Here is a 16703-nt window from a genome sequence, read left to right on the forward strand (position 1 = left end):
CACCGTCAGATCATCCGAGAAACGCCGGTCACCCGTCGCATCCGGCACATACTTCACACAGACAACGATCCTCAAGCTCACGCCGGCTCTCCTACCTGGTGCGGTTGGTAGAGACGACAATATGGCACTCAGTACCCTCTGTAAAGGAACGCAGTGCCAGAAAGCGTCTTTCGATGCTACGTTCCCCGCATGACTGACGCACGCAGACCGGCGAAGAAGGCCCCCATGCGGGAGGTGCTGGCCGAGGCTGCCTTCCAGCTCTTCCTGGAGCGGGGCTTCGAGCGGACCACGGTGGACGACATCGTGGCCCGGGCCGGGGTCGGGCGCCGGTCGTTCTTCCGGTACTTCCCCTCGAAGGAGGACGCGGTCTTCCCGGACCACGAGCGGTGTCTCGCCGACATGACCGCGTTCCTGGCGGCGGCCGACGACATGGAACCGGTCGACGCGGTGTGCGACGCGGCCCGCCTCGTGCTGCGCATGTACGCCGCCAACCCCGAGTTCTCCGTCCAGCGCTACCGGCTCACCCGGGAGGTGCCCGGGCTGCGGACCTACGAACTGTCCGTGGTGCGCCGGTACGAACAGACGCTGGCCGGCTACCTCCGTGAGCGCTACGGCGACGCGCGGGACGGCGCGCTCCGTGCCGAGGTGATCGCCGCGTCCGTGGTCGCCGCGCACAACAACGGGCTGCGCTCCTGGCTGCGCTCGGGCGGCGAGGGCGACGCGGAGACGGCGGTGGACCACGCCTTCGGGCTGGTGCGGAGGGTGTGGGGGAGCGCGGCGGCCGGGGACGTGTCGCCGCCCTCGGCCGACGGCGGTGCGGCCGACGGCGACGTGGTGGTGATGGTCGCCGCGAAGAACGCGCCGATGTGGCGCGTGGTGCAGCAGATCGAGTCGGTCATCGGTCAGGACTGACGCCGGAAGTCGCCTCCTTGGCACTGAGTGCCTTTACGTCTCGGCACTCAGTGCCCTATGGTGCGGACGCGCCGACGCGCACGCATGGCGCATCCGAGCCGAGCGCAAGGGGTCGAACGTGTCCCAGTCGTCGAATGACACCGTGCAGACGGAGCGTGAGGAAACCGGCCTGCACTACCACCGCTGCCGTTGGTGCGGCACCGCCTCGTTCCGGAGGCTGCTGTGCCCGGTGTGCGCGTCGAGTGATCTGAGGTCCGAACACAGCGACGGTCTGGGCGTCGTGGTGAGGTCCGGCGTCGTGCACCGTTACACGGAGGCGGCGCGCAACGAGTCGCTCGTCAGGCTTCCCGAGGGATTCGTGTTCCGTTGCCGCGTCGTGGGCGCCGCACCGCACCTCGTGGCGGTCGGTGCACGGGTGCGGCCGTTGGCCGGGGGCGATCCGGCCGCCGGTGAGGTGGTCTTCGAGCTCTGCGAGCCGCCGAGGAGGGACGACTGGCTCTGAGCACCACGACTTCGAGCGTCCGGCCCGATGTGTCCCGCGCCACACCGGTCCGGCGCGTCGTACACCTGGCGGCCACCTTCCCGCCATGGGCGGGTCATCGATCTCCCCGCGGGTCGTGATTGGCTGGGGGCATGATGGATGAACTTCTCGCCGGAATCGCGGAAATCTCCGGCATCGTCGGGAACACCGACACCGACGGCGGCGGTCCCGCCGGACGCCTGAACGACGTCGAGGAAGCGGTGCGCGCGGCGGCCGCCGCCGAGATCATGCCCCGCCACCGGCAGCTCGCCGCGCACGAGATCGTCGAGAAGAACGGCCCGCACGACCTCGTCACCGTCGCCGACCGGCTGGCGGAGGAACACCTCACCGCCTCGCTGTCCCGGCTCCTGCCCGGCTCGGTCGTGGTCGGGGAGGAGGCGGTCCACGCCGACCCTTCGGTGTACGACGCGCTGGACGGTGACGCTCCGGTGTGGATCGTCGACCCGGTCGACGGCACCCGCCAGTTCGTACGCGGTGAACCGGGCTTCTGCACCCTGGTCTCCCTCGCACACCGCGGCGAACTCCTCGCCTCGTGGACCTACGCCCCGGCCCTCGACCAGATGGCCGTCGCGGTCCGCGGCCGGGGCGCCACGCTGAACGGGCAGCCGATACGGTCCGGCACGCCCGCCCCCGGCGCCGTTCTCGAAGTGGCCACGTCGCACCCCGACTACACCACCGACGCACAGAAGCGGGCACTGCTCGGCCTGCGTACCGACGGCATCGACGCCCGGCCCTGTGGCTCGGCCGGTCTCGAATACCTCGCCGTCGCGCGCGGGGAGCTCGACGCGGTCGCCTTCACCTGGGAGTACGCCTGGGACCACGCGGCCGGTCTGCTGCTGGTCGCCGAGACGGGCGGCGCCCAGGCCACACTCTCCGGCGCCCCCTTCCGGATCGCCGGAGGCAATGACCTGCCGTTCACGGCGGGCCGCGACGGTGCGACCGTCGAACGTGTCCTGAGCGCGCTGCGCGAAGGAGCCTGACCGGCCACCGCCGGCCGCCCGGGCCCCGTCCGCCGCGGGTCAGGGCCCAGGTCCCTCAGCCGTCCGGACCCTCCCGGCCGTCCGCGCCTTGCCGGCCGTCCGTGCCGTCCGGGCCTTCCCCGCCGCCGGACGCGAGGGCCGACCGGACGCTCCGTACCAGTTCCGAGGCCCGCTCCACCGCCGCCGGGTCCAGTCCCCGCAGCACCTCACCGACTCGCGCGGCGAGGTCCGGGGGAGCGTCCGGCAGCGCGGCCGCGGCGGCCAGCGCGCCCTTCTCGTTCAGGCACCACACGCGGTGGTGGGCGTGGAGCGACTGGGCGAGGATGCCGAACGCGCGCGACAGACACAGGGCGACATGGAGCGTGTCGCCGGCGGAGGACGACTTGCGGGTGCACTCCACCAGGAACTCCGCCTCCCACGCGGCTTCCACCAGCGCCGCGCGCAGCGGCTGCGGGTAGTAGGCCGTCGCTCGACGAAGCGCCGTCAGATCACCGTGGGGGTCGGCGAGTACGTGGCACAGCGCGACCTCGCCCGGATAGGCGGGGGACCAGAAACCGAGCGGATGCCCCGGCTGCACGCCCACTTCGTAGCGCCCGGCCAGGCAGTCCGACCACACCGCCTCCACCCGGTCCAGATCGCGCAGGATCCAGTCCACCGGGGTGCCGTCCACGCGCAGCCAGGCCCCGCCGTTCACCCAGGGGCCCCAGCCGCCGGGCCCCGCGACCTCCGCGGGGGCGCCCTGGACCTCGGAGGCCAGCGCGGTGAGCGCGGCGACATCGGGGACGCCGCGACAGTAGACGCCCAGATCCCAGTCGGAGTCCGGGCGATGCGTGCCCCGGGCCCGACTGCCGCCCAGGGAGACCGCACGGACACCGGGCACCGAGACGAGCCGGGACGCCATGTCGGCGATCCGGGCGGGCACGATCGGGACCTGCCGTGTCACAGACGGCCGCCGAGCGTGGGAGTCGGCAGAGTTCGGTGGGTTCATCGCACGGTGACCCTACCCCCGCCCGCGCCGCCGGAGGCTCGGAATATCCTGGACGTGCTGGCCGTCGGCTGACGAAGGAGTCCGAAGGTGCCGTCGATGCTCGATGCCGTCGTCGTGGGGGCGGGGCCCAATGGACTGACCGCCGCGGCCGAACTGGCCCGGCGCGGTTTCGCCGTGGAGGTCTTCGAGGCGGGCGACACCGTGGGAGGCGGTGCCCGCACGGAGGAACTCACCTTGCCGGGCTTCCGCCACGATCCCTGTTCCGCCGTCCACCCGCTGGGGATCGGTTCGCCCGCGTTCACCGCCATGCCGCTCGCCCGGCACGGTCTGGAGTGGCTCCAGCCGGAGCTGGCGCTGGCCCACCCGTTCCCGGACGGGTCGGCCGCGGTGCTCACCGGGTCCGTGGGGGAGAGCGCCATGTCGCTCGGTGCCCAGGACGCGGGGGCGTACCGCAGACTCGTCGCCCCGTTCCTCGGCCACTGGGACACCCTCGCCGAGGACTTCCTGCGCACCCCGTGGGACGGGCTGCCCCGTGACCCGTACCGCTGGGTGCGGTTCGGTCTCGACGCGCTCCAGCCCGCGACGCTGCTCTCCCGCCGGTTCCGGGGCGAGAAGGCGCGCGGGTTGTTCGCCGGGCTCGCCGCCCACGCCATCGCGCCCGTCAGCGGGGTGGCGACCGGCGGTATCGCCCTGCTCTTCGCCCTGGCCGCGCATGAGAGGGGCTGGCCGGTGCCACGCGGCGGATCGCAGGCCATCTCCGACGCCCTCGCCTCGTACGTGCGAGAACAGGGCGGCACGATCCGCACCGGCACGGAGGTCAGGCGCCTCGACGAACTCCCGCCCGCCCGGGCGTACGTCTTCGACACCTCGCCCTCCGCCCTCGCCCGCATCGCGGGTCTGGGCCGCGCGTACAACGGTTACCGGTACGGGGCGTCCTGCTTCAAGATCGATTACGCGCTGTCGGGCCCGGTTCCGTGGACCGCTCCGGAGGCGCGCCGGGCCGGGACGGTCCACATCGGTCCCACGGCCGGTGAGATCGACGCCGCGCTGAGCGCCGCCGTGGCGGGCCGCGACCCGAGCGTGCCGTTCCTGATCACCGCGCAGCCCAGCCTGATCGATCCCTCCCGCGCACCCGAGGGCCGGCACGTCTTCTGGGCGTACGGACACGTCCCGGCGGGCTGGGAGGGCGATGCCACCGAGGTCATCGAACGCCAACTGGAGCGTTTCGCCCCCGGGTTCCGTGATCTGGTGCTGGCGAGGGCGGTGGCCGGTCCGCCCCGGATCGCGGCGCGCAACGCCAACTACGTGGACGGCGACATCGCGTGCGGTGCGTTCGCCGGTCTCCAGACGGTGATCCGGCCCAAGCTGGCGCGTGTCCCGTACGCGACGGCCCATCCGGCGGTGTTCCTGTGCTCCTCGGCGACCCCGCCCGGCCCCGGGGTACACGGCATGTCCGGCCACCATGCGGCGAAGGCGGTGTGGAGGCGCCTGCGCACGGCGTACTGACGGCGCGTCAGGCGCCTAGCCGCCGCCTGACGCGCTCGTGTGCCGGGGCCGTTGGGGCGGACAGGTCCGGGGGCGTGCCCGTCAGGCCGGGCGGGGCAGGTCGATGGAGCGGTTCTCCTCCACGACGTGGTAACCGGCGCTCGTGTACAGGTTCATCGCCACCTCGTTGCCGCCCCACACGGTGAACATCAGCGCCGAGTCGCCCGCCGCGAGCGTGGCCCGTTCCCCGGCCGTCATCGCGGCCCGCCCGTACCCTCTGCCGCGGTGCCGCTCCTGGACGTGCAGCGAGTAGCCGTAGGTGACGCCGGGAAGATACCCGTGCTTCAACCAGCCGGTGCCGATCTTCCCGCCGCCTGTTTCAAGTACCAGGAACGTGTTGTCGGGCGTGGCCAGGCCCTCGGGGATCAGCTTCGCGAAGTCGCGGTCGGACTTGCGTACGGCGTCCTCGGGGCTCAGCGCTCCCGCCCGGACGATGCCGTGTACGTAGGAGTCCTTCTCCGCGGCGAGCCATTCGGGGAATTCGTCCGGAGTCATCGGGCGGGCGGTGATGCCGTCGAGCGGTTCCGGTGGGGAGGCGACGGGCCGCGCCCTGACCTGGCCGCGGACGCCGTAGTCGTCGAACGGCCCGTCGTCGGGCCCTATGAGCCGCACGTCCATCCGGCGCGCTCCACGCTCCGCGCACCAGCTCTCGGCCCAGTCCCTGGCGGCCCGTTCGTACCCCCGTCCGGCGTGCGACGCGCCGACGCGGAGGTCGCCGATACGGCCGGCGGGCGTGCCGCGGTCGTCGGCCACGACCACGGCGACGTGCCCCACTCGGGTACCGGCCTCGGTGATCTCGACGATCGTCCAGTCGAGGATGTCGGCGCGCACCTCCTCGACCCTGCGCGCCACCGCGGCCTCGCCGAGCCCGGCGGCCGTGTGCGCGGCGCGCAGCCGCTGCTCGAAGTCGTTCTGCCAGTCGGCACTTTCACCAAGGATGTTGAATTCCGTCACCCGGTCACACTGTCACGCCGTCCGGGGAGCGAGCGCGTGATTTCGCCGTCGGCGCGCTACCGCCGCGAGATGCCGCCCGCCCCGGGCGCGGCATCATGGGTGTATGAGTACACCTGAACCCGAGGCCGTCACCGTCACTCTGGTACGGGGCGACATCACTCGGCAGTCCGTCGATGTCATCGTCAACGCGGCGAATTCCTCGCTGCTCGGCGGGGGCGGGGTCGACGGAGCGGTGCATCGGCGTGGAGGGCCCGAGATCCTGGCCGCCTGCCGTGAGCTGCGGGCTTCGCGGTACGGGAAGGGGTTGCCCACGGGGCGGGCGGTGGCGACGACCGCGGGGAGGCTGGATGCCCGGTGGGTGGTGCACACTGTGGGGCCGGTGTGGAGCAGGGGCGAGGACCGCTCCGAGCTGCTCGCCTCCTGCTACCGCGAATCACTGCGCGTGGCGGCGGAGTTGGGAGCGCGCACGGTGGCGTTTCCCGCGATCTCGACGGGGATCTACGGCTGGCCCATGGACGACGGGGCGCGCATCGCCGTCCGTACGGTGCTGGCGGAGGCCGTCGCGCCGGTCGAGGAGGTGCGGTTCGTGTTGTTCGACGCGCAGGCGTATGCCGTGTTCGAAGAGGTTCTGTCGGCGCACGGTTGAGCGCGGCGGAGCGGGACCGCCGTCGCGCGGGGAAGGACCACATGGCCTCGGCGTGCCGGGGAGGTGCACGCCGAGACCATGCGGTACGCGGTCACTTGTGAGGAGTGGGCAGCAGGGCCATTTCGCGGGCGTTCCTGATCGCGCGGGCGAGCAGCCGCTGCTGCTGGGCGGTGACGCGGGTCAGGCGACGGCTGCGGATCTTGCCGCGGTCCGAGATGAACTTCCGCAGCAAATCGGTGTCCTTGTAATCGATGTAGGTGATTCCGGCCGCGTCCAGCGGATTGGGCCGGGCCTTCGGTGACGCGCGCTGGTCGTCGCTTCGTGCCATGGGAACTCCTGGTGGTTTTCCGAGGGGCGTGTTGTCCGAGGGCGTGGGGGTGCGGTCAGGGGACCGGGTCGAGGAACGAGTCGAACGGAGCGGGGAGCCGCTTCCAGGCCTCGGGCCCTTCCGCGTATTCGGCGTCGGTGAGGAGGCAGGAGTCGAGGAGCCGGACCACCCCGTCGCGGTCCAGGGCCGGTGAGGTGAAGACCAGGTGCTGGCAGCGGTCGCCGTGCTCGGGGTGCCAGTCGAGCGCTGCCGCGGCCCTGCGCACCGGGGGCACCAGGTCCCAGGCGGCGTCCGGCAGCGAAGCCAGCCACGGACCCGCGCTCTCCACGCAGAGCGCGCCGCCCGCCGCGTCCCAGGCCAGCAGGGTGTCGGGTCGGTCGGCGAGCCAGAAGCGGCCACGGCTGCGGGCCGCGGCGCAACACAGGTCCTCCAGCGCCCGGTACAGCCGTTCGGGGTGGAAGGGGCGGCTGCGGTGCCAGACGAGCGTGGTGACACCGGCCTCGTCCGCCTCCTGCGGCAGCAGCGCGCAGGCGGGGTGCTGGGCGGCGGCGGCCGACTCCACGTCGAAGCCGGCGAAGGCGAGGCGGGCCAGTTCCGTGGACCCGGCGGGAACATGACGGGCCGTCGGGTGCAGCTGGACGAGGAGAGCGCGGTCCTCGTCGTCCGCCGCCTCGTTGTCCACGAGGGCGAGCACGGGCGCGTACTCAAGTTGACGTGCCCAGGTGTCGCCCACGGTCCGCCGGTCGTTCGCCGCCGCCGCGAGTCCCGCCTCGGCCAGGTCGTCGCCGTTCCCGAGGTACGGCAGCACGAGCGCGGGATCGACGGCGGTGATGACATTGGTGAGTTCGAGCACGTCACCGCCGTGCGCGACGATCACCTCGGCCATCGTCCGGGGTTCGACGGAGTCCCACAGCTCGACGATCGCCGGTCCGGCCGGTCCGGCGTCGGCCAGCCGCCTCAGCTCGGGGACCAGGTCCTCGCGCAGTGCGCAGCAGGCGCAGTCGTCGACGAGCGGGGTGTCCGCGCCGGACAGTTCGCCCGAGGAGTCCCGCACGGTGCGCCGGACCGTGCCCTTGGCGGCGCCGGTCAGATCGTGGTGCAGGGCGACGCTGCCGGGGACGGTGCGCAGCAGCCGTTCCACGACCTCCCTGCGGGCGTCGGAATGGAGGCCGCCGACGATCACGACGGGCAACCGCGTCGCGCTCCGCATCAGTTCGCCCCGCGCCGGCCGTAGCGGCGTTCGAACCGCTCGACGCGTCCGGCGGTGTCCAGTACGCGTGCGGTGCCTGTGTAGAAGGGGTGGCTCGCGGAGGAGATCTCGACATCCACGACGGGGTAGGTGTTGCCGTCCTCCCACGCGATCGTCTTGTCACTGGTCACGGTGGAGCGGGTGAGGAAGGCCGACCCGGCCGCCTTGTCGCGGAAGACGACGGGGCCGTACGGCGGGTGGATTCCTGGCTTCATGGCGGGTCCTTCGGGGAGGGGAGCCCGGACGGGAGGTCCGGAGCGGTCGGTCAGCGTTCTTCGCGGAAGTCGACGTGCCTGCGGGCGACCGGGTCGTACTTGCGCAGGACCATGCGTTCGGGGTCGCTGCGACGGTTCTTGCGGGTGACGTACGTGTAGCCGGTCCCCGCGGTGGAGCGGAGCCTGACGACGGGGCGCAGTTCGGTGCGAGCCATGCCGCTACTATATGGCAATGATTTCCATTTCCAACACGCGGTCCGCCGCGGGAAACGAGTAGTGCCATGTCCGCCCACTGCCAACTGACCGGCGCCCGGCCGGGCTTCGGCAACCGCGTCTCCCACTCGCACCGGCGCACCTCGCGTCGCTTCGACCCCAACATCCAGCGCAAGCGCTACTGGCTGCCGAGCGAGGGGCGCAGCGTCCGGCTGACGCTCAGCGCCAGGGCGATCAGGACCGTCGACGCCATCGGTGTCGAGGCGGCCGTCGCCCGCATCCGGGCCAGGGGGGAGAAGGTCTGATGGCGAAGAAGAGCAAGATCGCACGGAACGAGCGGCGCAAGGCGGTCGTCGAGCGGTACGCCGCCCGCCGCGCCGAGCTGAAGGAGATCGTCCGGCGGCCGTCCAGTACGGACGGTGAACGCCGTGCGGCGGCGGACGAACTCCGGCGCCAGCCCCGCGACGCGAGCGCCACCCGGGTGCGGAACCGCGACGCGGTGGACGGACGGCCGCGCGGGCATCTGCGGAAGTTCGGGCTCTCCCGCGTGCGCGTGCGCGAACAGGCCCACGCCGGGCTGCTGCCGGGGGTCACCAAGTCCTCCTGGTGAGGGGGTCGTTCGGGGCGGCGGCCGGGGAGCGGTGCCGGCCGCCGCCCGGTCGACCGGCAGGGACGGGCCGGCCGCCGCCCCCTCGACCGGTACGGATGATCAGGCCGCCGCCCGGTCGGTCCGCGACGGCTCGACCGCATGGTCCATCCGTAGCGGTGCGTCGCGGGCCGACAGCGCGGACCGGTGCGGTGAGGGCGGGCGATGCGCACCGGTACGGGGCGGGCGGCCGGTCCGGACCGGCGCGGCCGGGGGCGGTCCGCGTGGACCCGGCCGGATTCGATGCCCCTGCCGCGTACCGGCCCTCCGCGGCTGGCAGGATCTGCGGATGCTTCGAAACCGCGGCCTCGTCCTCTCCGTCGTGGGGGCGCTGTACGGACTGTCCGCGATGGGCGACCAGATGGCGCTCCTCGCGCTGACCATCCGGTTGCACGACCAGGGGCGGTCGGGTCTCGCGATATCGGCCCTCGTCATCGCGGGGGTGCTGCCGCTCGTGGTGGTGGGCCCCCTGGCGGCGCCCCTGGTCGACCGGGTCGAGAGCGGTCGGCTGATCGTCGTCGTGACGGCCCTCCAGGCCGTGATCGCCCTGGGGCTGGCGTTCGTCACCGACGTGGTGGCGAGCATCGGGCTGCTGGCCCTGCTCGGGGTCGGGCCGGCCGTGGTCTCTCCCGCGCTGCTCCTCCTGGTGCCCGAGATCCTCGGCGAGGAGAACGCGGCCCGGGGCTACGCCCGGTTGGAGACCTTCCGCTCGGCCGGCAACGTGGTCGGTCCCGCGCTCGCCGGTCTCCTCGTGGCCGCCTTCGACGACCGCGTGGCGCTGCTGTGCGACGCGGCGACGTTCGCCGCCATGGCGGTGGCCTTCCTCGGGCTGCGGGTCCGGCGCCGACCCGTCGCCGGAACCTCCGGGAACTGGCTCGTCCAGGTGCGCGAAGGAGTGGGGGTGCTGGGCGCGGACCGGCTGCTGCGCACCGCGATCGCGGCGCTCTTTGCGGCCATCCTGTTCACCGCCGTGCTGAGTGTGGCGCGGGTGTTCTTCATCCGTGACGACCTCGGGGCGTCCGACACGGCGTACGGCGTCCTCGTCACCGCGCACACCCTCGGCATGCTCCTCACCTCCGCGCTGATCGCTCCGAGGATCCCCGTGGCGTGGCAGCCGCGCGTGCTGGCGGGGGCCGGGGTCCTCATGGGGGCCGCGCTGGCCGCGAGCGCCGGGATCCCGGTGTTCGCCGTCGCCCTCGGCGCCTTCGTGCTCACCGGGGCCGCCAACTCCCTGCAGGCCCTGGCCATCCGCAACCTGATCCACGCCCGCGTCCCGGCCGACGTGCGCGGGCGGGCCTTCGCGTCCTCCGGCGCCGCGCTGAACGGTGCCAACCTGACCGGAACCGCGTTCGGCGGCCCGGCGGTGAGCCTGCTCGGCGGCGCCGGTGCGCTGGCGCTGGCCGGCATCGGCACCCTCGTCGTGAGCCTCGCCGGTGCCCCGATGCTGTTGCGCGGGCGGAGGGAGGCCGGCCGGACACCTGCCGATGCCGGCCGGACGTCCACCACCGGCACGGCCCGGCCCGTCGGACCGGCGCGGGACTGAGGGAGGTGCCCGACCGGGAGGAGGAGAGTACCTGGCAGTGCGAGGTCGATGTCGGATTCTCGCCAGCCCGAGGGTGCCCGGTGGCCCATGCTGGAGACATGTACACGGACACCGAGCGCTGCGTACGGGCGGTCCAGTCGAAGGACGCCCGCTTCGACGGCTGGTTCTTCACGGCGGTTCTCACCACCCGGATCTACTGTCGCCCCAGCTGCCCCGTCGTGCCGCCCAAGGTCGAGAACATGACCTTCTACCCCAGCGCCGCCGCCTGCCAGCAGGCCGGATTCCGGGCCTGCAAGCGCTGTCGGCCCGACACCAGCCCCGGCTCCCCGGAATGGAACGCCCGCGCCGACTCCGTCGCCCGCGCCATGCGCCTGATCCGCGACGGTGTCGTCGACCGCGAGGGCGTTCCCGGGCTCGCCGCCCGACTCGGCTACTCCGCCCGGCAGATCGAGCGTCAACTCCTCGCCGAACTGGGTGCGGGCCCGCTCGCCCTGGCCCGCGCCCAACGGGCCCAGACCGCGCGCCTGCTCATCGAGACCACCTCGTTGCCCATGGCAGAGGTCGCGTTCGCCGCCGGGTTCGCCTCGATCCGCACATTCAACGACACCGTGCGCGAGGTCTTCGCCCTCGCCCCGGGTGAGCTGCGCAGCCGCGCCGCCCGGTCCACGACACCGACACCCGCCCCGGGGGTGATCTCGCTGCGGCTGCCGTACCGGGCACCGCTGAACCCTTCCAACCTCTTCGGACACCTCGCCGCCACCGCGGTCCCCGGCGTCGAGGAGTGGCGCGACGGTGCCTACCGCCGCACGCTCACCCTCCCGTACGGGCACGGCATCGTCTCCCTCACCCCGCGCCCCGGCCACATCGGCTGCCGGTTGTTCCTCACCGACCCCCGGGACCTCACCCTCGCCATCAGCCGCTGCCGCTGGCTGCTCGACCTGGACGCCGACCCGGTGGCCGTCGACGACCGGCTGCGCGCCGATCCGCTGCTCGCACCCCTGGTCGACACGGCCCCCGGACGACGGGTGCCGCGTACCGTCGACGGCGCGGAGTTCGCCGTACGGGCGGTGCTCGGGCAGCAGGTGTCGACCGCCGCCGCACGTACCCACGCGGCGCGCCTGGTCGCCGCGCACGGCGTCCCCGTCGACGACCCGGAGGGCGGCGGCCTCACCCATCTGTTCCCGGCCCCGGACGCGCTCGCCGGACTCGACCCCGAACGACTCGCCCTGCCCCGTACCCGCCGCACCACGCTCACCACGCTGGTCGGCGTGCTCGCCGGCGGAACGCTCCGGCTCGGCACCGACAGCGACTGGGAGCGGACACGGACCGAACTGGCCGTCCTCCCCGGCTTCGGCCCCTGGACCGTCGAGGTGATCGCGATGCGCGCCCTCGGCGACCCGGACGCCTTCCTCCCCACCGACCTCGGCATCCGCCGCGCCGCCGCGGAGCTCGGCCTCCCGTCGACCCCCGCCGCGCTCACCGCCCGCGCGGCGGCCTGGCGGCCCTGGCGCGCGTACGCGGTCCAGTACCTCTGGACCGTCGACGACCACCCCATCAACCACCTGCCCGCATGACCCAGTTGGGACGATTCGTCATGACCACCACGCCCGCAACCACGACCTCCCGGCGGCCCGGGACGGCCGTCCACCGGCGGCACACCGTCGTCGACAGCCCCTACGGCCCGCTGACACTCGTCGCCACCGACGGCGTGCTCTCGGGCCTCTACATGACCGAGCAGCGCCACCGCCCGCCCGAGGAGACCTTCGGCGAGCCCGACCCGCGCCCGTTCACGGAGGCGATCCGCCAGCTCGACGCCTACTTCGCCGGCGAGCTGCGCGCGTTCGACCTGCCGTTGTGCCTGGACGGCACCCCGTTCCAGCGCAGTGTCTGGGCGCAGCTCCAGCTGATCCCGTACGGCGAGACCCGCTCGTACGGTGAGCTGGCCGAGACGCTCGGCAAGCCGGGCGCCTCCCGTGCGGTGGGTCTCGCCAACGGCAAGAACCCGGTGGGCATCATCGTCCCCTGCCACCGCGTGATCGGTGCCTCCGGCAGCCTCACCGGCTATGGCGGCGGGCTCGACCGCAAGCAACGGCTGCTGGCCTTCGAGAAGGGCGGACGCGACGACGGCCCGGACCTGTCCCTCTTCTGACGCCTCCCCGGCTCCTGACGCCTCCCGGGGAGGGTGGACGCGTGACACCGCCCGGGCCGACGCGGCGGACGTGTGACGCCGGAAGCCCGGGCGGCGGAGATTCGGGACCGGATGGTGTCGGCCCCGGGCCCGGGCGGCGGCGGAATCCCGGGCCCCGGGTGGCGCCGGAGCCCGGTCGGGGGCGTGCGTCCGCCCGGTCGGTCGGTGCCGGGAGCCCCGTGCGGCGTCAGCCGACGAAGATCTCCACCACGGTCCAGATCGCCAGGCCCAGCATGCACAGCCCGCCGATCCGCTGAACCGTCTTGAGCGGCACCCGCTTCGCGATGAACTGCCCCGCGAGCAGCGCCAGCGCCGAGACCGACATCAGCGCGGCCGCGGACCCGATCGCCGTGGACCAGGTGCCGTTGCTCGCGGCCAGATTGGCCGTGGTGATCTGCGTCAGATCGCCCCACTCGCTGATGAAGACCGCCATGAACGCGGTCGAGTAGACCGGCCAGAACCCGGTCACCGTCCTGGCGCCGTCCTCCTCCTCGTCATCGCCGCCGCCGGCACGCAGCAGCATGAACGCGCCGAACGCGAACAGGGACGCCGAGACGACCTTGACGAGCCAGTCCGGCAGCAGCCCGATCAGGCTGCCCGCCCCGACGGCGATCGCGACATGCACGATGAACGCGGACGACGTGCCGAACCAGACGTACAGCGGGCGCATGCGGGTGCCCATGGCGAGCGACGCGAACATCGTCTTGTCCGGCAGTTCGGCGAGGAAGATCAGCCCGAAGGCGGTGATGATCGCCAGGGGGTCGAGGTGCATTCCGGGTGGCTTTCTGTGAGAGCCGGGCCCCGGGCCTTCGCGAAGCGCCACTCGGGCTGTCCGGAGGACCACTCGGCCCGGCACGACGTCGGCACCCGCGGGTCGCGGGCACGTCATACCTGACCGAAGGTCTCGCCCGCCCGTGGGGCTCACGGGCCCGGCCACCGGGAACCCGAGGGCTCCAGTGTGTCGACGACCGGTTCGCGGGGCTACTCCCCTTCGCAGCCGCCCACTGTACCCCAACGACCACCTGAGGTGCGCAGGTGTTCGATCCGATGCGGGGTCGGTACAGTCCCCGAGTGATCGTCCGAGCCGACTCCGGAGGCGTCCCCGTATGAGCCGCCGCCCGCGCAAACCCGCCCCCGTACAGGGCGTCTCCCGGCCCACCGTCAGCGTCTGCCGCGGCTGCTGCTGCGGAACCCCGAAGATCCCGGACGTGGACCACGCCGGTCAGCTCGCCGTGCTGCGCCGGACGCTCGCCGACGTGGCGACGGTCCGCGCCGTGGACTGCCTGGACGCCTGCGAACAGGCCAATGTCGTCGTCGTGCAGCCCTCGGCTCAGGGGCGCGCGGCCGGTGGCCGGCCGGTCTGGCTCGGGCTCGTCAACGACCCGGACGCCGTGACGGACATCGCTGCCTGGGTCGAGGCGGGCGGGCCGGGGCTGGTGGACCCGCCCGGGATCCTCGACCTCTACGCCTTCCGCCCCTCGCGCCGCGTCCAGCGGGAACTGCGAGAACCGGGGGACTGAGCGCCCGTCGGATCGCGGGGCGAGGTGCCTCGGGGTCACCGCGGTCGCACCGGTCGGCCCGGCCCCCGGACCTCAGCCCCGGGAGCCCGTGTCCCCGCGGCCACCGTCCACAGCAGCGTCGTTTCCGTCGCCATCGCTTCCGTCTCCGGCCCCGTCCGTGCCCGTGGCCGCCGTCAGCCGCCTCAGCAGTGCGGGAAGGGCCGTCCCGATCGGTTCACGAATGGTCTCGGCGGCCAGTTCGTCGTACGGCGTGGGCTCGGCGTTCACCACGATCAGGCGTGCCCCGTGCTCCACCGCGATCCCCGCCAGCGAGGCGGCGGGCTGCACCTGGAGCGTCGTCCCGACCGCGATGAACACCTCGCACGCCTTGGCGATCGCCATCGCCTCGCCGAGGACCACCGGGTCCAGCCGTTCGCCGAACATGATCGTCGCCGACTTCAGGATGCCGCCGCAGACCGTGCACGGCGGATCGGCCTCGCCCGCCTCGACCCGGGCCAGGGCCTCGGCCATGGGGGAGCAGGCGTGGCAACGGGTGCAGACCACCTTGCGCGCCGTGCCGTGCAGTTCCAGGACCTTGCGGGCGGGGAGACCGGCCAGCTGGTGCAGACCGTCGACGTTCTGCGTGATCACCCGCACCGGCGTGCCGGACCGCTCCAGCTCGGCCACCGCGCGGTGGGCGGCGTTCGGCCGCGCGTTCCAGGTCGCGCTGGTGCGGCGCATCTGCCACGAACGCCTGCGGATGTCCGGATCGCTCATGTAGCAGTCGTACGTGACGAGCTTCTCGGCCTCCGGGTCCTTGCGCCAGAGCCCGTTCGGCCCGCGGTAGTCGGGGATGCCGGAATCCGTGGAGATACCGGCGCCGCTGAGGATCGCGACGAGAGTCATGGCCACGAGCGTACGCAGCGCCGGACGCCGCCCGCGAGGCCATTTCGCCCGCGACGCACGGGCCGACGCACAGGCCGAACCGCACGGGGCGAGGGGGACACGAGGGTCGAGGACCGAGCCGGACGGACGTCAGGCCGCGGGGCCCACGGGACGGAACGGTGACGGGGTCCGGCCCGTCCAGGTGTGCAGCTCGGCGCGGGCGGTCTGCTTGGTGACGCCTCCCTCCTGGGCGGTGCCGCTTCGGGCCACGTAGAAGCGTCCGTCGTCGAGCGAGACCAGCCCGTACTGCCCGTACCGGCCCGGTGCCGGCCATCCGTACGTACCCGTCGCCGCGTCGTGCGCACCCTCGCGCAGCAGGGGGAGCAGCAGGCCGCGCTCCGGTGTCCGCTGGCCCCGGACGAGCCCGCGCACCGGCTTCCTCGCACCGTCCAGCGCGAACACCGAGTAATGGGGAAAATCGGGCTTGGTGCCCTGGTAGACGGCCATCAGCCAGTTGCCGCTGTCTCCGTCGTACTCCAGGTTCTGCACGCCGTACGTGGTGTTCCCGGTGTACACGAAGAACTTGCCGTCGACGCGGGCGGGACCGCTGGTGTGCGGGGCCGACTCGGTCAGCGGGCGCTCGTACTTCCGCCACCGCGTGACGTCGTACTGGAGCAGCACCTGGTGGTCGTTGTCCGTGCGGTCCCGGTTGGCGTACACGCCGTACGCGACCGTCAGCCGCCGCTCGGCGTGCCTGCCGCGCCGGTCTCCGAACGCCGGGCCGAACGCGACGCCGTCGATGCCGCTGCAGCCGTAGCGGTGGTCGGGGGTGTCGGCGGTGTCTCCGTCGAACACGCCGTCGCCGTCCATGTCGGCGGTGAAGTCCTTCACGACCTCCTCGAGGTGGACGGTCGAGACGACGCCTGTGGACCGGGCGTCCATGTCCATGCGGGTGACGCGGTCCACGTCCAGGATCGCGATGGAGAAGGACTTCGCCTCCTTGTACTCCAGCGAGCCGTACACCCGGCCGTCCTTCTCGTCGAAATCCAGATCGCCGAGATGGCCGGTGAAGCCGGTGACCGAGCCCACCGGGTTTCCCCTGAGGTCGGTCTTGACCAGCAGGTCGGTCATCGAGAAGTACATGAAGCCCTTGCGACGGTCGATCGCCATGCCCTGGACGTGGCCCGAGCGCCAGGCGCCGCCGTCGACCGACGACGGCATGTCACGAGAGGGGGTCGGGGCGGGTGCCGACCGTGCGGTCGCCGTCGGCGCCGTGGCGGCGACCGCCGTACAGGAGAACGTGGTACAGACGAACGCCGCGACGACCGACGCCGCGAACCCACCGAAAAGACCCGTGTGCTTGCGCATGTC

At 72.8% G+C, this 16703-nt stretch carries 20 protein-coding genes and 1 pseudogene; 11 read left to right on the forward strand and 10 right to left on the reverse strand.

Annotated features, from left to right (window positions below; all coding sequences use genetic code 11):
* A pseudogene (locus ACFYY6_RS34590) lies at positions 1-81 on the reverse strand (electron transfer flavoprotein subunit beta); the annotation flags it as partial.
* A 108-nt stretch (positions 82-189) separates the two neighbouring features.
* On the opposite strand from ACFYY6_RS34590, the gene ACFYY6_RS34595 reads away from it, so the two are divergent.
* From ACFYY6_RS34595 to ACFYY6_RS34605, 3 genes are all read left to right on the forward strand, one after another.
* Positions 190-912, forward strand: coding sequence for a TetR family transcriptional regulator (locus tag ACFYY6_RS34595; RefSeq protein WP_386609735.1), 723 nt, complete (start codon positions 190-192; stop codon positions 910-912).
* Positions 913-1054: 142 nt separating this feature from the next.
* The gene (locus ACFYY6_RS34600) at positions 1055-1414 is read left to right on the forward strand and encodes a hypothetical protein (protein ID WP_351520147.1); all 360 of its coding nucleotides are present in this window, start codon (positions 1055-1057) and stop codon (positions 1412-1414) included.
* A gap of 131 nt (positions 1415-1545) precedes the next feature.
* On the forward strand, positions 1546-2433 hold the full coding sequence (locus ACFYY6_RS34605) for an inositol monophosphatase family protein (RefSeq protein WP_351520146.1): 888 nt from the start codon (positions 1546-1548) through the stop codon (positions 2431-2433).
* Positions 2434-2488: 55 nt separating this feature from the next.
* Here ACFYY6_RS34605 and ACFYY6_RS34610 read toward each other — a convergent pair whose 3' ends face one another.
* Complete coding sequence (locus ACFYY6_RS34610; protein ID WP_386609766.1) at positions 2489-3334, reverse strand: nucleotidyltransferase domain-containing protein; 846 nt, start codon at positions 3332-3334, stop codon at positions 2489-2491.
* A gap of 174 nt (positions 3335-3508) precedes the next feature.
* On the opposite strand from ACFYY6_RS34610, the gene ACFYY6_RS34615 reads away from it, so the two are divergent.
* Positions 3509-4927, forward strand: coding sequence for an NAD(P)/FAD-dependent oxidoreductase (locus tag ACFYY6_RS34615; RefSeq protein WP_351520145.1), 1419 nt, complete (start codon positions 3509-3511; stop codon positions 4925-4927).
* 81 nt (positions 4928-5008) lie between these two features.
* Here ACFYY6_RS34615 and ACFYY6_RS34620 read toward each other — a convergent pair whose 3' ends face one another.
* A complete protein-coding gene (locus ACFYY6_RS34620) occupies positions 5009-5920 on the reverse strand; it encodes a GNAT family N-acetyltransferase (RefSeq protein ID WP_351520143.1) in 912 nt (303 codons plus the stop codon).
* Between the two features lie 103 nt (positions 5921-6023).
* Here ACFYY6_RS34620 and ACFYY6_RS34625 point away from each other — a divergent pair, with 103 nt between their 5' ends.
* The gene (locus ACFYY6_RS34625; protein WP_351520142.1) at positions 6024-6566 is read left to right on the forward strand and encodes an O-acetyl-ADP-ribose deacetylase; all 543 of its coding nucleotides are present in this window, start codon (positions 6024-6026) and stop codon (positions 6564-6566) included.
* 91 nt (positions 6567-6657) lie between these two features.
* On the opposite strand, the gene rpsR is transcribed toward ACFYY6_RS34625, so the two are convergent.
* The 4 genes from rpsR to rpmG are packed head-to-tail and all read right to left on the reverse strand — an operon-like array spanning position 6658 to position 8573.
* Positions 6658-6894 (reverse strand): 30S ribosomal protein S18, encoded by a 237-nt coding sequence (gene rpsR / locus ACFYY6_RS34630; protein ID WP_351520140.1) that lies wholly within the window; start codon positions 6892-6894, stop codon positions 6658-6660.
* Positions 6895-6949: 55 nt separating this feature from the next.
* Positions 6950-8104: a CobW family GTP-binding protein gene (locus ACFYY6_RS34635; RefSeq protein ID WP_386609737.1), complete on the reverse strand. Its 1155-nt coding sequence runs from the start codon at positions 8102-8104 to the stop codon at positions 6950-6952.
* The gene (locus ACFYY6_RS34640) at positions 8104-8358 is read right to left on the reverse strand and encodes a type B 50S ribosomal protein L31 (protein ID WP_351520138.1); all 255 of its coding nucleotides are present in this window, start codon (positions 8356-8358) and stop codon (positions 8104-8106) included. The genes ACFYY6_RS34635 and ACFYY6_RS34640 overlap by 1 nt, the downstream gene beginning before the upstream one ends.
* A 50-nt stretch (positions 8359-8408) precedes the next feature.
* The gene (rpmG, locus tag ACFYY6_RS34645) at positions 8409-8573 is read right to left on the reverse strand and encodes a 50S ribosomal protein L33 (RefSeq protein WP_073791973.1); all 165 of its coding nucleotides are present in this window, start codon (positions 8571-8573) and stop codon (positions 8409-8411) included.
* A 66-nt stretch (positions 8574-8639) separates the two neighbouring features.
* Here rpmG and rpmB point away from each other — a divergent pair, with 66 nt between their 5' ends.
* The 5 genes from rpmB to ACFYY6_RS34670 all read left to right on the forward strand — a co-directional run bounded on the left by rpmB (position 8640) and on the right by ACFYY6_RS34670 (position 12909).
* On the forward strand, positions 8640-8876 hold the full coding sequence (gene rpmB, locus ACFYY6_RS34650) for a 50S ribosomal protein L28 (protein WP_351634646.1): 237 nt from the start codon (positions 8640-8642) through the stop codon (positions 8874-8876).
* On the forward strand, positions 8876-9181 hold the full coding sequence (gene rpsN, locus ACFYY6_RS34655; RefSeq protein ID WP_351520136.1) for a 30S ribosomal protein S14: 306 nt from the start codon (positions 8876-8878) through the stop codon (positions 9179-9181). Before rpmB ends, rpsN begins: the two co-directional genes overlap by 1 nt.
* Before the next feature lie 325 nt (positions 9182-9506).
* Entirely contained in the window at positions 9507-10760 is a 1254-nt protein-coding gene (locus ACFYY6_RS34660) for an MFS transporter (RefSeq protein ID WP_389197256.1), read from the forward strand.
* 98 nt (positions 10761-10858) lie between these two features.
* A complete protein-coding gene (locus tag ACFYY6_RS34665) occupies positions 10859-12334 on the forward strand; it encodes an AlkA N-terminal domain-containing protein (RefSeq protein WP_389197258.1) in 1476 nt (491 codons plus the stop codon).
* A 20-nt stretch (positions 12335-12354) separates the two neighbouring features.
* Complete coding sequence (locus ACFYY6_RS34670; protein WP_351634638.1) at positions 12355-12909, forward strand: methylated-DNA--[protein]-cysteine S-methyltransferase; 555 nt, start codon at positions 12355-12357, stop codon at positions 12907-12909.
* 226 nt (positions 12910-13135) lie between these two features.
* Here the strand turns inward: ACFYY6_RS34670 and ACFYY6_RS34675 are convergent, their stop codons facing one another.
* Positions 13136-13720: a TMEM165/GDT1 family protein gene (locus tag ACFYY6_RS34675; protein ID WP_073792150.1), complete on the reverse strand. Its 585-nt coding sequence runs from the start codon at positions 13718-13720 to the stop codon at positions 13136-13138.
* Between the two features lie 334 nt (positions 13721-14054).
* Between ACFYY6_RS34675 and ACFYY6_RS34680 the strand changes: the two genes are divergently transcribed.
* Positions 14055-14468: a (2Fe-2S) ferredoxin domain-containing protein gene (locus ACFYY6_RS34680; protein WP_351520130.1), complete on the forward strand. Its 414-nt coding sequence runs from the start codon at positions 14055-14057 to the stop codon at positions 14466-14468.
* Positions 14469-14540: 72 nt separating this feature from the next.
* On the opposite strand, the gene ACFYY6_RS34685 is transcribed toward ACFYY6_RS34680, so the two are convergent.
* Complete coding sequence (locus ACFYY6_RS34685; protein WP_351634636.1) at positions 14541-15353, reverse strand: Sir2 family NAD-dependent protein deacetylase; 813 nt, start codon at positions 15351-15353, stop codon at positions 14541-14543.
* Positions 15354-15482: 129 nt separating this feature from the next.
* Entirely contained in the window at positions 15483-16700 is a 1218-nt protein-coding gene (locus tag ACFYY6_RS34690) for a hypothetical protein (protein ID WP_386609743.1), read from the reverse strand.
* Positions 16701-16703 lie beyond the last annotated feature (3 nt).

The organism is Streptomyces sp. NPDC001750 (assembly GCF_042892615.1).
GTDB lineage: Bacteria > Actinomycetota > Actinomycetes > Streptomycetales > Streptomycetaceae > Streptomyces.